This is a genomic window from Parvularcula sp. LCG005 (assembly GCF_032930845.1).
In the GTDB taxonomy this organism is placed as follows: domain Bacteria; phylum Pseudomonadota; class Alphaproteobacteria; order Caulobacterales; family Parvularculaceae; genus Parvularcula.
Map to the genome: position 1 here is coordinate 2899682 of NZ_CP136758.1, position 20394 is coordinate 2920075.

The following is a 20394-nucleotide window of genomic DNA, read 5'->3' on the forward strand; positions in this document are numbered from 1 at the left end:
ACGTTGTCACCCCGCCCTTTTTCTTGTCCTATTCGTCGCTGAGCGCGATCAGGCTGGCATTGCCGCCGGCGGCCGTGGTGTTTTCCGTGATGGTTTTCTCTTCACAGAACCGGGTGATGTAGAGCGGTCCGCCTGCCTTTGGTCCGGTCCCGGACAATCCGCGACCACCGAAAGGCTGTACGCCGACCACCGCGCCGATCTGGTTCCGGTTGATATAGACGTTCCCCACATCGATCCGGTCGGCAATGGCATGGGCGCGGTCTTCCAACCGGCTGTGAATGCCGAAAGTCAGGCCATACCCGGTCTTGCCAATCGCCTCGAGCACCTGATCGAACTGGTCCGACTGGAACCGCACGACGTGCAGGATCGGGCCGAATGCTTCCGCGTCCAGACTGTCAAACCGGTCGAGCTCGATAATTCGGGGACTGAAGAACGAGCCCTGTTTCGGCGCATCACCCACATAGACGGCCTTGCCGTGGGCCTGGATCTTTTCCCAGTGCTCCTCAAGGCGCTTCACCGCATCCTCATCGATGATCGGCCCTGTGTCGGACATGGGGTTTGCCGGGTCGCCCATAGTGAAGGTCTTGGTCGCCCCGACGATCATTTCCAGCATCCGGTCGGCGACATCGTCCTGCAGATACAATATGCGCAATGCAGAGCATCTCTGCCCAGCCGAACGGAAAGCGGAGCTGACCACATCGTCCACCACCTGTTCGGGCAGAGCCGTTGAATCAACGACCATGGCATTGATGCCGCCCGTTTCTGCGATGAAGGGCAGGATGGGCCCGTCGCGATTGGCCAGAGTGAGGTTGATGGCCTTGGCAGTCTTGGTCGAGCCGGTGAATACAATGCCTGCCAGATGCGGGTCTTCCGTGATCCAGCTGCCGACCTGTCCGGCGCCGAGGACGAGGTTGCAGACCCCTGGCGGCAAGCCGGCATCATGCATCAACTCGACCGCGCGCGTGGCAATCAGCGGCGTTTGGGGGGCCGGCTTGGCGACGACAGCATTGCCCGACACCAGGGCGGCGACGATCTGGCCGACAAAAATGGCCAGCGGGAAGTTCCACGGGGCAATAGCGCCGAAGACGCCGCGCCCTTCGAACCGATAGATATTCGTCTCCCCCACTGGTCCCGGCATCTCCTGCGGGACCATCAGTTCGTCCGCCATATTGGCGTAGTACCGACAGAAATCGATCGCCTCGCGAACTTCTGCAATGGCGTCGTCCATGGTCTTGCCCGCTTCACGGACCAGAATACCGATCAGCTGGTTGTGGTTCTCTTCAAGAAGATCTGCATAACGACGGATGATCGCGGTGCGCGCCGGGGTCTGGGTCTTGTTCCATTTCTTGAACGCGTCGTGACCGGTCAGGAATGCCTGGCGCACATCGCCTTCAGTGGCTTCGGCCCATTCCCCGATCGCAAGCGCCAGATTGGAAGGGTTCTTCAGCGGATGGCGCGTGCCTTCGGGCCGCGTCGGGTGACCATTGACGAAGGACGTCACCGGATCCTGTGGGCCGGTGAAATTTCCGATAGCGTCGAGGATCGCCCCCAGCTGCGGCCGGTGACCAAGCTCCGCCCCACGGCTGTTCAGACGCAGCGGATAAATTTTCAGGGGCAGACGGATGAGCGGGTGGATCGGATCCTCACCGGCCTCAATCGCCGGTCGCAGCTCTTCCTGCGGGTGGGTCAGAAGATCATCGATGCTGACCCTGTCATCCGCGATCTGCGCCACGAATGACGAGTTCGCCGCGTTCTCAAGCATGCGGCGCACAAGATAGGCCAGAAGGTCACGATAGCCCCCGACCGGCGCATAGATCCGGCACGGAATGCCGCTGTCTTCCATCTCCGCCTTGTACAGCGGTTCGCCCATGCCGTGCAGGCGCTGGAACTCGAACCCTTCACCACCGCCAAGCTCGACGAGCGTTGCCATGGTGAGGGCATTGTGGGTCGCAAATTGGGGGTAAAGCCGTGGACGCGCTGCCAGCAGCAGCCGCGAACATTCAAGAAATGACAGATCCGTGGCCGCCTTCCGCGTGTAGACCGGGAAGTTGTCGAGGCCCCGTTCCTGGGCCCGTTTGATCTCCGTGTCCCAATAGGCCCCTTTGACGAGGCGCACCATGAACTGGCGGTCAAGCCGCTTTGCCAGATCACCCACATACTGAATGACCTGAGGCGCGCGCTTCTGGTACGCCTGCACAGCGAGGCCATACCCGATCCAGCCGGCAAGGCGCTCGTCCTCTGCAACCTTCGCAAAAATATCGAGCGAAATTTCAAGCCGGTCGGCTTCTTCCGCGTCCATCGTAAAGTTGAGCCCGGCCTCCTTGGCCTTCAGGGCGAGCTCCAGCACACGCGGCACCAGCTCGACCATCAGCTCTTCCTTGTTCCGCAGGAAGTAGCGCTGGTGCAGCGCCGACAGTTTGACGGAGATGCCCGGTGCATGGGGCAGCTCCCCTTCCAGCGCCTCTGCGCGGGCGGCAATCTTGTCGATCGCATCGGAGTAGGACTTGAAGTAGCGCTCGGCATCCTCCGCCGTCCGGGCCCCCTCGCCCAGCATGTCATAGGAGTAACGATAACCGCGCTTCTCCTGCTTCTTGGCGCGGTCGAGCGCTGCCTCGATCGTCTGTCCCAGAACGAAATTATGTCCCAGATACTGCATGGCCTGCCGCGTCCCTGTGCGGATGACCGGTGTGCCGACCCGCTTGACGAGGCCGCGAAGGACGCCGCCGGGGGTTTCCCCGGGCGTCACGATTTTTGCCGACAGGCCGATGCCCCAGGAGGCGGCCATGAGCAGCCAGCCTTCATCGCCATCAGGAGAGTCCCAGTCGCCCCGCGACAGCTTCTCTTCGATCAGCATGTCCTGCGTCGCACGATCCGGCACCCGCAGCAGGCTCTCGGCGAGGACCATCAACGCCAGGCCCTCTTTCGTCGAAAGCGAGTATTCCTGCATGAAGTCTTCCAGCCCACCCGATTTGGGGGCGTGGCGGATCGCATCGACATATTTCTCCGCCCGCTTCCTGATGCGGCTTTTCAGCTCATCATCGAACTGATTTTTGGCGAGCATGTCCTGGACAAGGTCGGCGTCGGAGGGCGCATAATCGGCGTTGAACTCAGGATAGGACATCGAGGGCCTTTCTTGGCGGCACATAGGTTTCATCGGTGACGAAGCACAAATTCGCGCCTCTCACATCACCTTGGGTGCTGGCAAGAAAAGTCGACTGTTGCAGGTGTGACTTTCAGGCCGGGAGTGTGGCCCGGTGGCCATACCGCACTGTTCCCGGCTCCACCTCGCCGCCTAGACAGCGGCCAAGGGCCTGCTTAGTGTCACCCTTTTGACATCTGCGACAGGGGCTGCGCATGGACGAAATCACTCTCATCGAACGGATCGAAGAGGCTATCAGGACGGTGAATAGCTGGGTGTGGGGTGCCCCCATGCTGGGCCTGCTTCTTCTGACCGGTCTGTTCCTGACGGTTGGGCTGCGATTCCTGTCCGTGGTGAAGCTACCCTACGCCTTCGGTCAGCTGTTCAAGAAACGCGATCCGGATAGCGGCGATGTCTCGCCTTTTGGTGCGCTGATGACGGCGCTCTCCTCCACCATCGGCACCGGCAATATTGCCGGTGTGGCCGCGGCCATCGCCATTGGTGGTCCAGGCGCGGTGTTCTGGATGTGGATGACCGCTATTGTCGGGACAGCCACGAAATATTCCGAAGGCCTACTCGCCCTCAAATTCCGTGAGGTTGACCATCTGGGCAACCACGTTGGCGGCCCGATGTATTACATCAAGAACGGCCTTGGGAAGAAATGGCTGTGGCTTGGTGGTCTGTTCGCAACCTTCGGCATTCTTGCCAGCTGGGGCACTGGAGCCTCGATCCAGGCGCAATCCATCGCCGATGCCGTGCGCACGACCTATGGTGGCTCACCTGACACCACCTTCTACAAGTATTTCCCCGTATTGATCGGCCTCGTGCTCGCCGGTGGTGCAGCGGCTGTCATTCTGGGGGGCGTGAAGCGGATTGCATCGGTCGCCTCAAAGCTCGTCCCCTTCATGGCCATCAGCTACATTGGCGCAGGTCTCATCGTGATCATCATGAACGTTGATGCCGTACCCTCCGCCTTTGGCCTGATTTTCCGCGGTGCGTTCGGGTATGACACCGCCACCACGGGTATTTCCATCGGCCTTCTGATGCTTGCCATGCAGAAAGGTGTCGCGCGGGGCATCTTCTCGAACGAGGCCGGTCAGGGGTCAGCCCCGATCGCGCACGCCGCGGCCATGAACAAGGATCCCGTGAACCAGGGCATCGTTGCCATGCTGGGCACGGTCATCGACACGCTCATCGTCTGTACGATTACGGCGCTCGTCATCCTGACCTCTGGCGTTGTCGCCGATCAGTGTATCGCGACCAGCCTGAACATCGACATCTTCAAAGCGGATGGTCAGCCGGTCGGCTGTGATACCGGCGCGCCGCTGACGGTCGGTGCATTTGATGCGGTATTGCCTGGCGTGGGTCAGCACATCGTGACCATCGGCCTTGCGGTCTTTGGCTTCACCACCATTCTGGGCTGGAGCTATTACGGGGAGCGCTGCTGCGAATTCCTGTTCGGCGAGAAGTCGATCTTCCCGTTCCGCCTTTCATGGATTCTCGTTGTGTTCCTCGGCGCGTCGGCCCTGATGTTCGAGGGTGAGGTGGCCAACATCGTCAACCTGTTCTGGCTCATCGCCGACACGCTGACCGGCCTGATGGCCGCGCCGAACCTGATCGCGCTGGTCCTTCTCAGTCCCGTCGTGTTCAAGATGACCAAGGACTATTTCGACGAAAAGAAGGTCAAATAGGCTCATGAAAGCGCTCATCGCCCTCGCACTGTCTTCGACCATCCTTGGCTGGACCAGTGCGGGGGCGGCGGGCGGCCCCTGCAAGGCGCAGGACAATTTTACGATTGTCGCCCATGGCGGCACGGCCCGCAAAGGGCCTGAACCTGCGGCACGGCTGGTCTTTCTCAAGAAAATTCTGGGCGATGCCCGGCGCGATCTGCGCAATGGTGCCACGGCACTCGACACGGTGGAGACGACCATCGAGCTGATGGAGAACTCTGGCCTGTTCAATGCCGGTCGCGGCGCCATCAGCAATGAAGCCGGCTTTGTGGAGACCGACGCCAGCATTATGGACGGTCGGACGATGAATGCCGGGTCGATCGCTTCCATGACCCGGATCAGGAACCCGATCACGGGGGCGCGTCTGGTGATGGACGAAACCCGCCATGTGATGATGGTGGGCGATCGCGGCGAGGAGGCGGTTCTGGCCCTTGGCGCGGCACCGGCACCGGCCGACTATTTTCTTCGCAATCGCCAGTCCGATGAGCCTGAAGAGCATGGCACCGTCGGCGTCGCAGTGCTGGACCGCTGCGGCAATCTCGCGGCGGGCACATCGACCGGCGGCTATGATGCCAAGATCCCCGGCCGGGTCGGGGACAGCCCGGTGATCGGTGCGGGTGTCTACGCCAAGAACAATGTCATAGCGGGCTCTGCCACAGGGCATGGTGAGTATTTCATTCGCTACACCGCGCTGCGGTCGGTCGCGGCCCGCGTCGAATATGGCGGCATGCCGCTGGAGGAGGCCGCTGGCGCCACGATTGCGGAAATGGCCGTAGCGGGCGGCGGACAGGATGGTCGGGGCGGCGTCGTCACCGTCGACGCCCGAGGAAATTTCGCCATGCCCTTTTCCAGCGAAGGCATGGTTCGCGGCTATGCCACGCAGGATGAGCGCGCCCGCGTCGGCGCCTTTGGCACGGTCGACTGATCCCGTCAGATCGTGGTCGTGAACGATGCAACCGCTGCCATCGACAGGCTGATTGTCAGGACGATGGCGTAGATGAAAAAGACGAACAGGGTCGCGAACGTGGTCTTGAACCAGCCCCGCCGGAACGCACCCTTCATGGCGATGAGATAATAGATCGGCACGCCGATAAAGAAGGCGAACGCCATGATCCGCGACGGCAGAAACGCTGATGTCCACAGGCCAACGGTCAGCACCAGAAACGCCATGGCATGGGTGTTGAGCGACACCAGAAGATGATCGTAGATCAACGCGTCGCGCCCCCTGATAAAGAGCGCGCTAAGCAGCGCCATCAGCGGGATGAGGATGATCATCAGCCGCGGAATCCAGTCGTTCAGCGCACTGTTGAATGAGGTCGGGTTCTCAGCGATGGAAATCGCATTGTCGACAATCGCCCGCAGGGTGACGTCGCGATTCATCAGATGCACTTCGGCATCGGAATCGTCCGTCAGTCGGGAGCGCAGAGCCTCCCGCTCCTCATCCGTATAAGGTGTCACATCCACCCGCTGTAGCAGCCCTCCCTGGATCTGCTTGAGGCTGATCGACCCATCATCGTTGATTTCAACATCGGGTCTGAGCGTCACCAGATGCGTATCGGTCGCCCAAAGCGTTGCGAAGAAAAGGGCCGTGATGACGAGGAAAAAGCGCACTGGCGGCGAATAAGGGGAGCGCCGGCCATCGCCGTAGCTTCGGACATGTCGACCCGGTCTAAGGGTGACCGATGATAGGGTGCGAAACACACGTCCGTCGACGGTAAAAAGGTCGGCAATACCTTCCCATCCCAGCTTCAGGATCGAGCGCCGACAATCGTCGTTTTTCTGGCCACACTGATAGCAATAAGGGCCGACGACCTCGGTGCCGCAAGCATAGCACGCCGTGGGCAACGGCCGGCCTTTACGCGCCTTGGTCGACGTGACCTCTTGGGTCACCGCATCGGCTTCGATGATGTCAAATTCGCTCATGGCCCCGAGCCCCATATTCCCTGAGGAGGGTTATAGCCGTCAAATGGCCGAAAGCGCCAGTGAGAGAGAAATTGGGTGGGGCCGCAACCCGAAGGTCACGACCCCGTCCCGCCCGCGCTCCAAGGGGGGAGAGAGGATGAGCAGCGGACAGGCTGAGCTGACAACATGGGGGCGAGACATCGCACACACTTGTCAATTGGTCGGGGAGCCACCCGCCACCCTCGTCAAAGGGGGGAGAGAGGAAGACCGGGTGACTGGTAGCTCCCCAATTCGACGCCGGTCCTGCCCAGAAGACGCCGAAAATCTTGATATAAAATCACAGACGCCGACGCTGGTGTGCATCCCGGCTGTGATCTTGTCACCCCATATAGTGTCTGATTGCTAGTAGCAACAAGTTACAGTCAGGAATTGTTTGATCCGATGAAATTTCCACCTTTCGTTCAAAAGCTTACAGACCGGCGTCAGAAAATCGCGTCGCAAAGTACAAAAACGACGCAAAAATGATAGCGTTAACATTTCCGATTCGCTTGTCTGGGGCGTTGAAATGTAATCGTTCTTGCTAAATCTGATTCTTTCGCTGCGGTCGATTGCACTCGACCGCGCAGGCACGGCGGGATAGGGACGCGACGAGTTACGAAACTGGCCGGTCATGCGCATCCTATACAGCCACAGAACCCGGGCTGCGGACGGACAATATGTTCACATCGCGTCCCTGACCAACGCCCTTGCCCGGATGGGTCATGAGGTTCTGCTGTGTGGGCCGGAGGGCGTCGCGCGTGCAGGCGAAACGCCGCGTCCCCTGGAAACCGGCATCGGCCCAATCGGTCGGCTGCGCAAAATGCCGTTCGGTCTCTACGAGGTCGCCGAGCTTGCCTATTCGCTCCCCGCCTATTGGCAGTTGGCGCGAGCCGCAGAGATGTTCAAGCCGGACGTTCTCTATGAACGCTACAATCTCTACTATCACGCCGGCGAGGCACTCGCGCGAAAGCGTCGGCTTCCCTATCTGCTCGAGGTCAATGCACCGCTGGCCGACGAACGCCGGGCCAATGGTGAACTGCGTCTCTATCCCCTCGCCCGGCGCTCTGAGACCCGATTGTGGCGGCGCGCCGATGCCGTCCTCCCGGTCACGGCCGTATTGGGACAAATCATCGCGGATGCCGGTGCCGACGCTGACCACATTCATGTGATTCCCAATGGCGTCGATGCTGATACCTTGCAGCGGGTACCGCCCGATGCCGTGCGCGAACGCTATCAGCTTGATGGGCACCACATCCTTGGCTTTGTCGGCTTTGTACGTGAATGGCACGGCGTTGATCGGGTGATTGACTGGCTCGCCACGTCGGACGGCCAAGCGGCCATCCTGCTGGTGGTCGGCGATGGGCCGGCGATCCCGGCGCTCAAGGCACAGGCGGAAAAGCTGGGCGTCAGCGACCGGTTTATCGTCACGGGCGTGGTACAGCGCGCCGATATTCCAGGCCATGTCGCAGCCTTCGACATCGCCCTCCAGCCGGCTGTCACCGCCTACGCCTCGCCCTTGAAATTGCAGGAATATATGGCTCAGGGCCGCGCGATCATCGCCCCCGACCAGCCCAATATTCGGGAGACCGTGACCGATGGGGAGACGGCCCTTCTCGTTGATCCTGCGGATCCGTCCGCCCTCTTCACTGCGCTGGACCGCTTGTGCCGCGACAGGCAATTGCGTGAGGGCCTTGGCCGGGCGGCCCATCAGCGACTGCTGGAGCGGAACATGACCTGGGAGGGCAATGCGCAGCGCGTCGTCGACATTGCCCGGACGCTGATTGCTGACGCGGCATCTTGATTGCCCGGCGATCCGCTTTAGGGTCGGCAGGCTTATTTTCTCGGAGAAGCTGATGCGCCCCTTGTTCGCCCTGATATCCCTTGCCGCCTTGGCGACCCCCGCGATGGCCCAGACCGACGCCCTGTCCGACGAGACAGCGATGCAGGCCAGAACGCTGATGGAAAATGCGCTGGAAAGCGATGTCGCCTATGACACGATCCGTGATCTGACAACACGCATCGGACCGCGGCTGGCGGGATCCGAAGCGGAAGCGCGGGCCCGGGACTGGGCTGTGGACCACCTGAAATCGCTGGGCTTCAAGAATGTCCGGGTTGAGCCCTTTGACATGCCGTTCTGGTCTAGGGTCAGTGAGCATGCGGAAATCGTCAGTCCCTTCCCTCAACCGCTCGCCATTACGGCGCTGGGCAATTCCGTGGCGACCCCTGAAGGCGGCGTGACCGGCGAAATCGTCCGGTTCGAAACGATGAACGACCTCGCCGCCGCGCCCATGGATGACAGCCTGAAGGGCAAGATCGTTTTCGTGGATGAGGACATGGTCCGCACCCAGGATGGTTCAAGCTATGGCGTTGCCGTTGCCAAACGGTCCGGGGCCGCGAACGAAGCCGCAAAACGGGGTGCCGTTGCTGCGATCATCAAGAGTGTCGGCACGGATACGTTCCGTCGTCCCCATACCGGCACCATGCGCTATATCGATGGCGGCACGAAGGTCCCGACCGCAGCGCTCGCCTGGCCCGATGCTGAACAGCTCACACGAGCGCTTGCCTATGGGCCGGTGACGGTGCGCCTCGATATTTCCGTGTTGACCAAAGACAGTGTTGAGTCCGGCAATGTCATTGCCGAAATTCCGGGCAAGACGGACGAACTGGTTGTGATTGGTGGGCATCTGGACAGCTGGGATCTTGGTACGGGCGCTGTGGATGATGGTGCCGGCATCGGCATCGTGACAGGCGCGGGGAAAGTCATTCTGGATCTGAAGAAAAAGCCTGAACGGACCATCCGGATCGTCTATTTCGGCGCTGAGGAAGTGGGACTGCTCGGCGCCTTTGCCTACGCCAAGGCGCATGCGACCGAGCTCGACAAGCATGTCGTCGGTGCCGAGAGCGATTTTGGTGCGGGGCGTATCTATCAGCTGCGCTCACGATTTGGAGAGAGCCAACTGGACAAGGCCGCGGCAATGCAGCGGGTTCTCGAGCCCCTTGGCATTGCGCTGGCCGACAATGAAGGCACGGGCGGACCCGACATGACACCGTTGCGCACAGCCGGCGTCCCGGTCGTCAGCCTGTCCCAGAATGGTTGGGACTATTTCGACCTGCACCACACCTCGGACGATACGTTCGACAAGATCGATCCCGACGATATTGCCCAGAATGTTGCAGCCTATGCCGCCTTCGCCTGGATGGCGGCCAACATGGAGGGGTCGTTCCGCGACGCCCCTGCCGCCGACTAGACCTCACTGGCGAGGCGGTATCCCCCCTGATCGGTCAGGAGGAGTGTCGCCTCACCCGCCCGCGGCTCGATCTTCTGGCGCAGGCGGTAGATGTGGGTCTCGAGCGTGTGCGTGGTAACACCCGAATTATATCCCCAGACTTCATCCAGCAGCGTGTCCCGGGGCACCGGTTGTCCCCCCGCGCGGTGCAGGAATTTTAGGATCGCAGCTTCCTTGTCGGTCAGGCGGATGGTCTCCCCCTCGCCGGGCTGCAGCGTCTTGGCCCCGGGCTGGAACGCGTAGGGCCCGATGATGATCAGTGCATCTTCGGATTGTTCATGGCTGCGCAAATGGGCCCGCATGCGCGCGACCAGAAGCTGGTATCGGAACGGTTTGGCCAGCACATCATTGGCCAAGTGCGCCCCCGACGCCTGTCCGATCAGAATGATCGGCACACGGATCCCACGCTGGCGAAGCGCGGCGCAGGCCTCAATGCCGCTGCCGCCTGGCATGGCGGTGCGCAGCAGGATCAGATCCACCAGTTCGCGATCAAGCGTATCGTCAAGGGCCGCGATGTCATCAATCGCCAGAAGTGAAAATTCGTCCTGCTGACTGAACTGCTCACCCAGCGCCGTTGCTGCGACCGGATCGTGATCAACGAGCAGCACGCGGGCGAGTGGGGGCATTGTTCAATCTTTCCTGTCAGGCAATTTGACCCGCAAGTCGGGACACGACTATACCGTCCATCATGCGGATTATCAGATGAAATACCAGCCAGACAGCCTGCTGACCATTACCGTCACCGCTCAGCCCGCTGCAACCGATGCCACGCTGAGCGCCGGGCCCTACACCATCCCCGCCAAACTGGGGCGCGCTGGTCTGGTGCCAGAAGGTGCAGAGAAAAAAGAAGGGGACGGTGCGACGCCCCAGGGGCGATTTGCCCTGCGCCAGGTGTATTATCGTCCCGACCGGATGCCGCGGCCCCGGACGGACCTGACGGTCATGCCGCTGAAACCCGATGATCTGTGGTGTGATGATCCGGCACACGTGCTTTACAACCGGCCGGTATCGACGCCCTTTGCCGCCAGCCATGAGGATATGTGGCGTGAGGACAGATGCTATGACATTGTCATCGTGCTCGACCAGAACCTGACCCGCCCCGTACCCGGTGCAGGGAGTGCGATCTTCTTTCATCTGACGACGAATGATCATCAGCCGGGGCCGACCGAAGGGTGTGTGGCCATTGCGCCGACGGACATGATGCGCCTGCTGCCCCATCTGTCGCGCGGTGTCGTGATGGAGATCAGGAGCGCCTAGCCGCGCGCACCGAAGATGGAGGAACCCACGCGGACCGATGTCGCGCCAAGATGAATGGCCGTTTCGTAGTCACCGGACATGCCCATCGATAAGTGGTCAACACCGGCCTTTTCCGCCAGCTCATACAGCAGCGCAAAGTGCGGCGCAGGCGGCTCATCCGCAGGCGGAATACACATCAGACCGATGACTGGCAGACCAAGATCGTCCCGCGCCCATTGCGTGAAGGCTACAGCCTCGTACGGCATGACACCGCCCTTCTGCTCTTCCTCACCTGTGTTGACCTGCACATAGAGGGAAGGTCGGCGACCCAGCTTTTCCATCGCCGCCGCCAGTGTATGGGCCAGCTTTTCGCGGTCGAGAACTTCGATAACGTCGAACAGCGCCACCGCGTCTTCTGACTTCTTGCTCTGCAGGGAGCCGATCAGGTGCAGCCTCGTGCCCTCATAACGCTCCTTCAGTGACGGCCATTTTTCCTGTGCTTCCTGCACCCGGTTTTCGCCAAAGCGGCGATGGCCGAGCTGCAGCAGGGGTTCAATAATCTCGGCGCCATGGGTCTTGCTGACGACCGTCAGTGCGATATCACCCGCGTCACGCTCTGCATCGGCTGCGGCTTTCGCCACGCGCGCCATCACATCCCGGTAGTTCTCAATCACGTCCAAGTCTGTCATGCCGGAGGCCATGGCGGATTTTCACGCAAATGTCAGGGGGCTTTCCGATGCGGCATGGCGCCTTCGGGCGCGCGCGCCTGCGCCTTCTACACTCCCCTTCGCCCTGACCCTGTTCACCGATGACCGGCGGACGCCAAATGTGATGGCGATGTTGAGCGCTTTGCCTGATGCGGGTCGGATCCCTCCGATTGCGGTTTTGTTTCGGCACGACCGGCACCCCCACCGCATGGCCCTCGCTGAGGAAGCGCGAGCGGTCGTGCAGGCGCGGGGGCACTACTTCGTGATTGCGCGCGCCTTCCTGCCCCGGGCCGACGGTATTCATCAGGGGCGGGACCGGCGACTTGGCTTGCGCAGTGCGGCGGTTCATTCGCTCGCAGAGGTCCAGGCTGCAAACGCCCTTGGCGTCGATCTGGGCTTCGTTTCACCAGTGTTCGCTACGCGCAGTCATCCCGGCGCTACGCCCTTGGGGCCACTGGCCGCGGCAACACTGGCGCAGCTGGCCAACTTCCCCTGCCTTGCGCTGGGCGGCATGGACGCCCGCACGGCAAGGCAGCTTGAAGGCCTGCCCTTTCAGGGAATCGGCGCGATTGGCGCCTTCACCGATCAGGGCTGATGAGGCTTGAACGAAATCGAGTAGGACAGAGCCGTCGGCCCGCCATCCACCGCGACCGACGCCGCATCGCCGAAAGGGACGATCAGGCTGGGCGTGGCCAAAGGCACGCAAGGATCGCTCCCGCCGTCGCAGACCGTGATATCAGCGAGGAACGTCGCGCCGTCATCGGCGATATCAATATCGATCTGGAAGTAGGCTCCGGTGCTGCCCTTGGGCGGCTTGTTCGGCAACCGGCCCTCTTCGATCCGCATCACGGTCTTGAGAGTATGACTGACGGAGATATCAGCCCCGAGCGGCTCGCGGATCGACGCGTCAATGTCATAGACGACTGTCGCATCAGAGATGGCCCCCAGAAATCCAATTCCAGAGACAAGGGTCGGTAAGATCATGGAAAGATCAGCCCTTAGAACTTGATCGAGCTTTCAAAGACGATGGCGCCAGCCTTTTCAGGCCCACCAAGCGCATCGGCCTTGTCGCTGTCCACATATTGTGCGGCAGCACCCAGGGTCACGCCCCGGTCAAACACATAGGAAATACCCGCCTGCGCCGTCTGGGTCTGACGATCCAGTCCCAGAGGAACGAGCGTGCCGTTCAGGACCGGCCCGACGAGGAGCGCAGCATCACGCTCTGCTTCCGCAGCGCCGTAGCCCAGCATGAAGTTCCACTCTCCGGTTTCGTAGGTCACACCGGCGTCGAAGGCGAGGTAGTCCTCATCCCGATCCTGGTTCAGCCCGGCATTGGATGATTTCAGCGAGCCACCAACGGTCAGATTGCCATAGGCGACATTCATGCCGACAGCATAGGACCGGTAATCCCCGAACAGGGGCTGTAGCGCCTCATCCACCGTCTGGTCCCCACCATCTTCGGCGTGGACATAGCTTGCGCTCAATCCCACCGTCAGAGGTGATTTACCAATATCGATACCGTTCTGATAATAGACAGCCGTTTCGAGAACGTCCTGCCAGGACTGCTCAACCGAAACGAGATCGCCATTCGGGCCGACCACAAAGCCGGACACCGGCGCGCATCCGTCCGCCGAACAGTCGCCAATCTCAGGCGCATAGGACAGGCCCAGCTGGAACTGGCCAATCAGCCCGCCGAGCAGGCCGGGAGGCGGCATGTAGGAAATCTTTGCCGACTGGCCCGAGAAATCATTGACCGTATGCACGTCGTTCAGGCCGGTCAGATCGGTCTGCCAGTCATTGACGCCGATCGAGCGGAAAATGGACGGCGAGGTGACGGCCAGACGGCTGGCGACACCGGCGTCGTGGCCGATATTCACACTGCCAAAACCGCCCTTGGCGAACAGATAGGCGCCTTCAAGGAAGACATCGCCATCATCAGAGCCAAGACCACGGGTCCCGCCTGAGAGAAGAGAAGAATACCGGCCGCCCGCATAACGATGAGCAGGCTCATTCCCGTTGGCGCGCACCGTCGCGCTGCCGCCGAGTTCGATGCCGTTTTGCAGAACAGTAGACGATGTCGCGGACAGACGGGCATTGGCGTCGGACTTCAGCTCGCCATCAACGAGGCCGGTGACAATGGTCAATTCGCCTTTGACTTCGATCGGATCAGGCTCCTGCGCAAACGCGCCGTCGCCTGCGAACAGCGCAAACGTGGCCGTGGCGCCAAATGCGCAAGCCTTCAATGTCTGCAACTGAGCGGCGCTCAACATAACCTGTCTACAATCCCCTTCGATCGACACTTCATATAATCGACCCTCTATCGCCAATTCCAGCGTTGTCACCCCGCCCAAGCCCGCCAACACCACTAATTTGGCGTAACGTGGCCAGAATGACACGTCATTGTTAACGCAAGGTCATGGAACTCGTTCCAAATTGAGATTCAATCACTTCCGTTAACATCCCGAAGGATGCCGCTCAGAGATAACGCACTCGTCATGGGGGCTGGGTTCATTGACCATTGACGGGCGCACACGAGGCTTTACGTTGCACCGAGTTATGAACGGGTTATGACGGCACCATGCGCAAACAATCACACCGCCTGATGAAAATCTTTGGTCTCGCTGGCGCTGCTGCCGCGTTGGCTGCCTGTGCGAGCAGTGGGCCGAGCGATCGGAACGCCCCGCTGGCCACGACTGAAAAAAGCGGCACCATGGTCGCCAGCGTGAACCGGTATCTGTGGCGCGCCTCGCTCGACACGATTGATTTCATGCCGATGGCCAATGCGGACCCGGTCGCCGGCCTGATCCAGACCGAATGGTACGGCAACCCGAACCTGCCCCAGGAGCGGTTCAAGACCAACGTCTATATTCTCGATACCGCTCTGCGCGCCGATGCGCTGCGCGTCTCTGTCTTCCGTCAGGTGATGACGGAGCAGGGCTGGATCGACGCCCCAACCAACCCGGCCACGGCGGCAGAGATTGAAAATGCGATCCTGACCCGCGCGCGGGAGCTGCGCCTGAACAGCCTCGACGGCTGAGGACGGCATTAGTTCGATGAATGAGAGAGCCGCCCACGGGCGGCTTTTTTATGCGTAGTTCAGAAACAGGAACGAGCACATGCGTGAAGTGATTTTCCTAGTCATGTCGCTTTTCGTCGTCGGTTGCGACGCCCGGACGACGGGGTGGGACGCCATGATCGATTCCGACCGGCCACTGTCAATCGATTGGGATGCGGCGAAATCTGACTTTTTAAGTCAATCCGACTATAGTGAATACTCGAGACAAATTAGAGAGTTAGGCGGTTCGGTGACGCCTGGGGAAGCCGATGAGTTACTCAACTTCGCAAATTTGACAGCCGACGAACTACCGGAAATTTTGAAGGCCGGTGGCGTCTCGGTCAATTTCAGCCAATCCCAGATTGGCATGTTGGAGTATCACTACGGCCACAGCTTGAACACTGAATACGATGAGAGAATGCAGATAGCTTACGATCGCCATTCCAAACCGATCTTGAATGCATTGAAAAAGAAGTATGGCGCGCCTGACGCTATCGGCGAATTCGACCAGAGCGCAGAATCCGGTTTCGTTTCCACAGATGATGCACAACCCTCTTGCTCAGCTTGGCTGGAGGGCAATGTTGCTATCGTCTTCTGTAATCCCCGTCGCATCATGATCGACGGGATCGAAATGTCACTGTCTTTCATCCGGCTTGATAGAGTACCTTTCAGCGCAACGTTGAAACAGCAAATCTCGGGCACAAACCAACCCTGACGCGTTGCTCTTGCCCCCTGCCGCGCCCTTCGCCATGAAGGCGCTTCACCTATCACGACCAGATTCAGGGCAGACCGATGGCTCGATACAATCCGATGGACGCCGAACAGCGCTGGCAGAAGCGCTGGGACGAAGAGAAGGCGTTTGAAGCCAAGCTCTCCGGCGACCGGCCGAAATACTACGTCCTCGAGATGTTCCCCTACCCATCGGGCAAGATCCATATCGGCCATGTGCGCAATTACGCCATGGGTGATGTGATCGCGCGCTATAAACGGGCCAAGGGGTTCGACGTCCTGCACCCCATGGGCTTTGACGCCTTTGGCATGCCGGCAGAAAATGCAGCAATGCAGACCGGCAGCCACCCGGGCACCTGGACCTACGCCAATATGGACGTGATGAAGGGCCAGCTGCAGCGCATGGGCCTGGGCCTCGACTGGAGCCGCCAGCTCGCCACCTGCGACCCCGAATATTACGGCCAGCAGCAGGCCATGTTCCTTGAGTTCTGGAAGCGCGGATTTGTCGAACGCAAGGAAGCGCAAGTGAACTGGGACCCGGTCGACATGACCGTGCTCGCCAACGAACAGGTCATCGACGGCAAGGGCTGGCGCTCGGGCGCGCCCGTTGAACGCCGCACCCTGTCCCAATGGTTCTTCAAGATCACGGACCGGGCCGACGACCTGCTCGCCGCGCTCGATGACGGTCGCCTCGATGGCTGGCCCGAGCACGTCAAACAGATGCAGCGCAACTGGATCGGCAAGTCCAATGGTCTGAAAATGACCTTCCCGCTGAACGGTGATGCGCCGATGGACGGGCTGGAAATCTACACCACCCGCCCCGACACCCTGTACGGCGCGAGCTTCCTCGGGGTCTCCCCCGATCATCCGCTGGCGAAGCATTATGCGAAGGATGACGAGGCCCTCGCCACATTCATTGCTGAATGTCAGGCCGCGGGCACATCCGAAGAAGCAATCGAGAAGGCAGAAAAGCGCGGCTATCGCCTGCCGCTGACGGCGAAACACCCCTTCGACGATCGGGAGCTGCCGGTCTATGTCGCGAACTTTATCCTGATCCAGTACGGCACGGGCGCGATCTTTGCCTGCCCGGCCCACGACCAGCGGGATTTTGAATTCGCCCAGAAATACGACCTGCCCATCATTCCCGTCATCGACCCGGCGGACGGATCGGGCACGGACGGATGGGAAGAGGCCTATATCGGCCCCGGCAAGATGGTCAATTCAGGCTTCCTCGACGGTCAGCCCACGGATGAGGCCCTGCCCGCCGCGATCGCCAGGATCGAGAAAATGGGCTGGGGCCAGGGGACGACGCAGTACCGCCTGCGCGACTGGGGCATATCACGCCAGCGGTATTGGGGCTGTCCCATCCCGGTTATCCATTGCGAGGCCTGCGGAGTGGTGCCGGTGCCGAAAGACCAGCTGCCCGTCAAACTGCCCGACGTGCCGGCCGAAGCGTTCAAGACGCCTGGCAACCCGATGGACCGGGATATCTGCGCCGACTGGCGCAATGTACCGTGCCCGGAATGCGGCAAGGCCGCGCGGCGTGAAACCGACACGTTCGACACCTTCGTTGACAGCTCATGGTACTATGCCCGCTTTGCCTCCGGCGCGCTGGACCAGCCTTACGATGCGACGGAAGCCAGCGGTTGGCTGCCCGTGGACCAGTATATTGGCGGGATCGAGCATGCCATCCTGCACCTTCTCTATGCCCGCTATTTTGCGCGCATGATGAAGGATTGCGGCTATCTGGATACGGATGAACCGTTCCAGAACCTGTTCACGCAGGGGATGGTGACCCATGCAACATTCAAGGATGCACTTGGGCGATGGTGCAGCCCTGAAGACGTTTTCAAGACCGTTCCTACTAAGTTTGAGACCGAGGCGCACCTGAGCGTACAGGATTTTGGTGGCCAAGCGGGCGCCGAAGCAGCGTGGGTTGCTGCGGCGCAACGATCTGTCCGAGGCAACTATAGCGAATTGAAGCTACAAGGCGGCACCGGCCTTGATTTGAGTGACTGCGAATTTCTCCCGAGCAACCCCGTCATTAAATCGCCACCGGAAAAATGGCTTTGGACTGTTAGCTATCCGTGGGGACAAGGCCGTGACAAGGCTGGCGTTTTGACTCCTGTGGTTGAACTTCCCATCGAAAAAATGTCCAAGTCCAAGAAGAACGTGGTGGACCCCATGCATATGGCGGACACCTATGGCGCGGATGCGGCCAAGTTCTTTGTGCTTAGCGATTCCCCGCCCGAGCGGGACGTGGAATGGACGGAATCCGGGGTGGAAGGCGCATGGCGTTTTGCCAACCGGGTCTATGACCTCGTCACCCCCCACAAAGGCATTCTGTCCGGCGCACCGGCGCCTGCCCCCGCCGACCTGACCGATGCCCATGCGGCAACCCGCAAGGCGGTGCACAGCGCCATTCTGGGCATCACGGATGATATTGAGCATTTCCGCTTCAACAAGGCGATTGCCCGCCTTTATGAACTGCTCAACGCGCTGAAAGTCCTGAAAGCTGATAGCGACGCGGACCGGTTCGTCACGGCCGAGGGGCTGAGCGCCCTGACCCGCCTTGTGGCGCCGTTCATGCCGCATCTGGCCGAAGAGTGCTGGGCTGAACTGGGCGGAGATGGCCTCGTCGCGCTCGCCCCGTGGCCGGAGGGGGACAAAAGCCTTCTCGTCTCCGACACCCTGACCCTGATGGTGCAGGTCAACGGCAAGAAGCGCGGTGAACTGGTCGTGCCCGCCGATGCGGACAAGGACGCCGTGGAGAAATTGACCCTCGCCGACCCTGCTCTTGCCCGCTTTACGGAGGGCAAACAAATCCGCAAAGTGATCGTGGTGCCGGGACGCATCGTCAATATCGTGGTGGGATAAATGATCCGTTCGCTAGCTGCGCTCGCCCTGTCGGCCACCCTCGCCGGGTGCGGATTTACACCGCTTTATTCGGTCGAGGGCGATACGAGCGTGGCCGCTGCCATGCGCGACGTCTATCTGGTCGAACTGAACGGTCCCGCTGCCCCGAGCCAGCATCTGGCCGAGGCGCTGCGCAATGCTCTCCCCGGTGATGCCCAGGCCAATGGCCGGTATCAATTGGCCATTGATCTTCGTGATCAGCGCAGGTCCGTTGTCGTGACCGTTTCCGCGGCCACCCGGCGCTATGACTACACGCTTCTCGCGACCTATAATTTGATTGACGGCGAGACCGGGGCCAAACGTCGCCAGTCGCTGAGCACCACGGTCAGTTATGGTGTGGTGGAGAGCCAATATGCTTCCCTCGTGGGTCGTGAAGATGCCGAACGCCGCGCGGCTATTGAGCTCGCCCGCAAGATCGAGTTCGACATAGCCCTTTATCTGAAGGACCGGGCACCGGTCACAGGCTCCGTCCAGCTGCCCGACGTGATGGGCGAAGAGCTGGTCGGTGAAGATCTGCGGAATGAGGGCGAAGTGGTGGATGACGTCGAAACGATTCCGCCGACCACTCCATGACCGCGCTCAAACCCCGTGACGTGCCCGCTTTTTTGAAGAAGCGGGATGCGTCCAAGCCTGTCGTGCTTATCTATGGTCCAGATGATGGCCTTGTCCGCGAGCGCGCAAAAATCCTCGGCAAGCAGATCGTTGAGGATCTCAACGATCCATTTAACGCGATTGAACTGGGCGATTCAGACCTGTCGGAAATCGGGCGTCTGACCGATGAAGCGGCGGCGCTGTCCTTTATGGGTGGTGAGCGCCTGATCCGTATCCGGCAGTCGAGCGATGCCGCAGGCAAGGCCGTGGCTTTTTTTCTCAAGGCGCTGGATGAGGGCCGCGTGCAGTCCAATGCGCTGGTCGTGATCGAGGGCGGTGACCTGAAAAAGACCAATGCGCTGCGCAAGGCGTGCGAGGCATCATCTCTCGCCATTGCCCTGCCCTGTTATGCGGAGGACACGCGCGATGTCATGGCATCGGTGCGCGACCTGCTGGCCGCAGAAGACATCGCGCTGGATGATGACGCCGCCATGGCGCTGGCCTCCCATCTGGGTGAGGATCGCGGCATCACGAGGGCAGAAGTTGAGAAACTCATCTTGTTTGTTGGCCCCAAGTCGATCAGGGACGGTGCGCCGGCACGACTGTCGCTCGAAGACGTGCGCGCATGCCTGACTGACAGCGCGGCAGATGCCACCTTTGACGTAATTGACCGCACATTGGACGGCGATACTCGCGGGCTGTCCGAGGCGATGTTCCGCGCTGGCGGTGCCGGTGTGTCATCGATCGCTATCCTGCGTATTGCCCAAGGGCGCTTCCTGCGCCTGCTCACCGCGCAGCAGATGGTCCGTCACGGGGACGCTCCGGCCGCGGCCATCAAGAAGCTGCGGCCACCCGTATTCTATGGTCAGCAGAAGGAATTTCTCGACCATCTGAACCGTTGGCCCCTGCGGCACCTTGAGGGGGCCGTCGCCGCCCTGTTCGAGGCCGACCTGAAGGCCAAGTCGACCGGTCTGCCCCAGCAGGAAATTATCGAACGCACGCTGATTAGCCTGTGCGCGAATGCTGCGCGACGGCGCTAGGCCAAAAAAAAGGGCGGCCGAAG

The 20394-nt window shown here is 60.8% G+C and carries 17 protein-coding genes; 11 read left to right on the forward strand and 6 right to left on the reverse strand.

Annotated features, from left to right (window positions below; all coding sequences use genetic code 11):
* Positions 1-28: 28 nt before the first annotated feature.
* The gene (putA, locus tag RUI03_RS13775; protein WP_317288041.1) at positions 29-3154 is read right to left on the reverse strand and encodes a bifunctional proline dehydrogenase/L-glutamate gamma-semialdehyde dehydrogenase PutA; all 3126 of its coding nucleotides are present in this window, start codon (positions 3152-3154) and stop codon (positions 29-31) included.
* 218 nt (positions 3155-3372) lie between these two features.
* Here putA and RUI03_RS13780 point away from each other — a divergent pair, with 218 nt between their 5' ends.
* Positions 3373-4830, forward strand: a complete 1458-nt coding sequence (locus RUI03_RS13780; protein ID WP_410795958.1) for an alanine/glycine:cation symporter family protein — start codon at positions 3373-3375, stop codon at positions 4828-4830.
* Positions 4831-4834: 4 nt separating this feature from the next.
* Entirely contained in the window at positions 4835-5794 is a 960-nt protein-coding gene (locus tag RUI03_RS13785) for an isoaspartyl peptidase/L-asparaginase family protein (RefSeq protein WP_317288043.1), read from the forward strand.
* 5 nt (positions 5795-5799) lie between these two features.
* Here the strand turns inward: RUI03_RS13785 and RUI03_RS13790 are convergent, their stop codons facing one another.
* Positions 5800-6792 (reverse strand): DUF3667 domain-containing protein, encoded by a 993-nt coding sequence (locus RUI03_RS13790; RefSeq protein ID WP_317288044.1) that lies wholly within the window; start codon positions 6790-6792, stop codon positions 5800-5802.
* Positions 6793-7441: 649 nt separating this feature from the next.
* Here RUI03_RS13790 and RUI03_RS13795 point away from each other — a divergent pair.
* Positions 7442-8611 carry a glycosyltransferase family 4 protein gene (locus RUI03_RS13795; RefSeq protein WP_317288045.1) on the forward strand — a complete coding sequence of 390 codons (1170 nt, stop codon included), beginning with the start codon at positions 7442-7444 and terminating at the stop codon, positions 8609-8611.
* Positions 8612-8663: 52 nt separating this feature from the next.
* Positions 8664-10058, forward strand: a complete 1395-nt coding sequence (locus RUI03_RS13800) for a M28 family peptidase (protein ID WP_317288046.1) — start codon at positions 8664-8666, stop codon at positions 10056-10058.
* On the opposite strand, the gene RUI03_RS13805 is transcribed toward RUI03_RS13800, so the two are convergent.
* Positions 10055-10723, reverse strand: a complete 669-nt coding sequence (locus tag RUI03_RS13805) for a response regulator transcription factor (RefSeq protein ID WP_317288047.1) — start codon at positions 10721-10723, stop codon at positions 10055-10057. The genes RUI03_RS13800 and RUI03_RS13805 overlap by 4 nt on opposite strands.
* Positions 10724-10799: 76 nt before the next feature.
* Between RUI03_RS13805 and RUI03_RS13810 the strand changes: the two genes are divergently transcribed.
* On the forward strand, positions 10800-11354 hold the full coding sequence (locus RUI03_RS13810; protein ID WP_317288048.1) for a L,D-transpeptidase: 555 nt from the start codon (positions 10800-10802) through the stop codon (positions 11352-11354).
* On the opposite strand, the gene RUI03_RS13815 is transcribed toward RUI03_RS13810, so the two are convergent.
* Entirely contained in the window at positions 11351-12022 is a 672-nt protein-coding gene (locus RUI03_RS13815) for a YggS family pyridoxal phosphate-dependent enzyme (protein WP_317288049.1), read from the reverse strand. The genes RUI03_RS13810 and RUI03_RS13815 overlap by 4 nt on opposite strands.
* Before the next feature lie 10 nt (positions 12023-12032).
* Between RUI03_RS13815 and RUI03_RS13820 the strand changes: the two genes are divergently transcribed.
* Positions 12033-12635 carry a thiamine phosphate synthase gene (locus RUI03_RS13820; RefSeq protein ID WP_317288050.1) on the forward strand — a complete coding sequence of 201 codons (603 nt, stop codon included), beginning with the start codon at positions 12033-12035 and terminating at the stop codon, positions 12633-12635.
* On the opposite strand, the gene RUI03_RS13825 is transcribed toward RUI03_RS13820, so the two are convergent.
* Both RUI03_RS13825 and RUI03_RS13830 read right to left on the reverse strand, forming a co-directional pair.
* Positions 12626-13024 (reverse strand): hypothetical protein, encoded by a 399-nt coding sequence (locus tag RUI03_RS13825; protein WP_317288051.1) that lies wholly within the window; start codon positions 13022-13024, stop codon positions 12626-12628. The genes RUI03_RS13820 and RUI03_RS13825 overlap by 10 nt on opposite strands.
* Positions 13025-13038: 14 nt before the next feature.
* The gene (locus RUI03_RS13830) at positions 13039-14310 is read right to left on the reverse strand and encodes a porin (RefSeq protein ID WP_317288052.1); all 1272 of its coding nucleotides are present in this window, start codon (positions 14308-14310) and stop codon (positions 13039-13041) included.
* A gap of 308 nt (positions 14311-14618) precedes the next feature.
* Between RUI03_RS13830 and RUI03_RS13835 the strand changes: the two genes are divergently transcribed.
* The 5 genes from RUI03_RS13835 (at position 14619) to holA (ending at position 20371) form a co-directional block, all read left to right on the forward strand.
* Entirely contained in the window at positions 14619-15077 is a 459-nt protein-coding gene (locus RUI03_RS13835) for a DUF3576 domain-containing protein (protein ID WP_317288053.1), read from the forward strand.
* Positions 15078-15156: 79 nt separating this feature from the next.
* A complete protein-coding gene (locus tag RUI03_RS13840; RefSeq protein WP_317288054.1) occupies positions 15157-15810 on the forward strand; it encodes a hypothetical protein in 654 nt (217 codons plus the stop codon).
* Positions 15811-15887: 77 nt separating this feature from the next.
* Positions 15888-18701 (forward strand): leucine--tRNA ligase, encoded by a 2814-nt coding sequence (gene leuS / locus RUI03_RS13845; protein WP_317288055.1) that lies wholly within the window; start codon positions 15888-15890, stop codon positions 18699-18701.
* On the forward strand, positions 18702-19313 hold the full coding sequence (gene lptE / locus RUI03_RS13850; RefSeq protein ID WP_317288056.1) for an LPS assembly lipoprotein LptE: 612 nt from the start codon (positions 18702-18704) through the stop codon (positions 19311-19313).
* Positions 19310-20371: a DNA polymerase III subunit delta gene (gene holA, locus RUI03_RS13855; protein WP_317288057.1), complete on the forward strand. Its 1062-nt coding sequence runs from the start codon at positions 19310-19312 to the stop codon at positions 20369-20371. The genes lptE and holA overlap by 4 nt, the downstream gene beginning before the upstream one ends.
* Positions 20372-20394 lie beyond the last annotated feature (23 nt).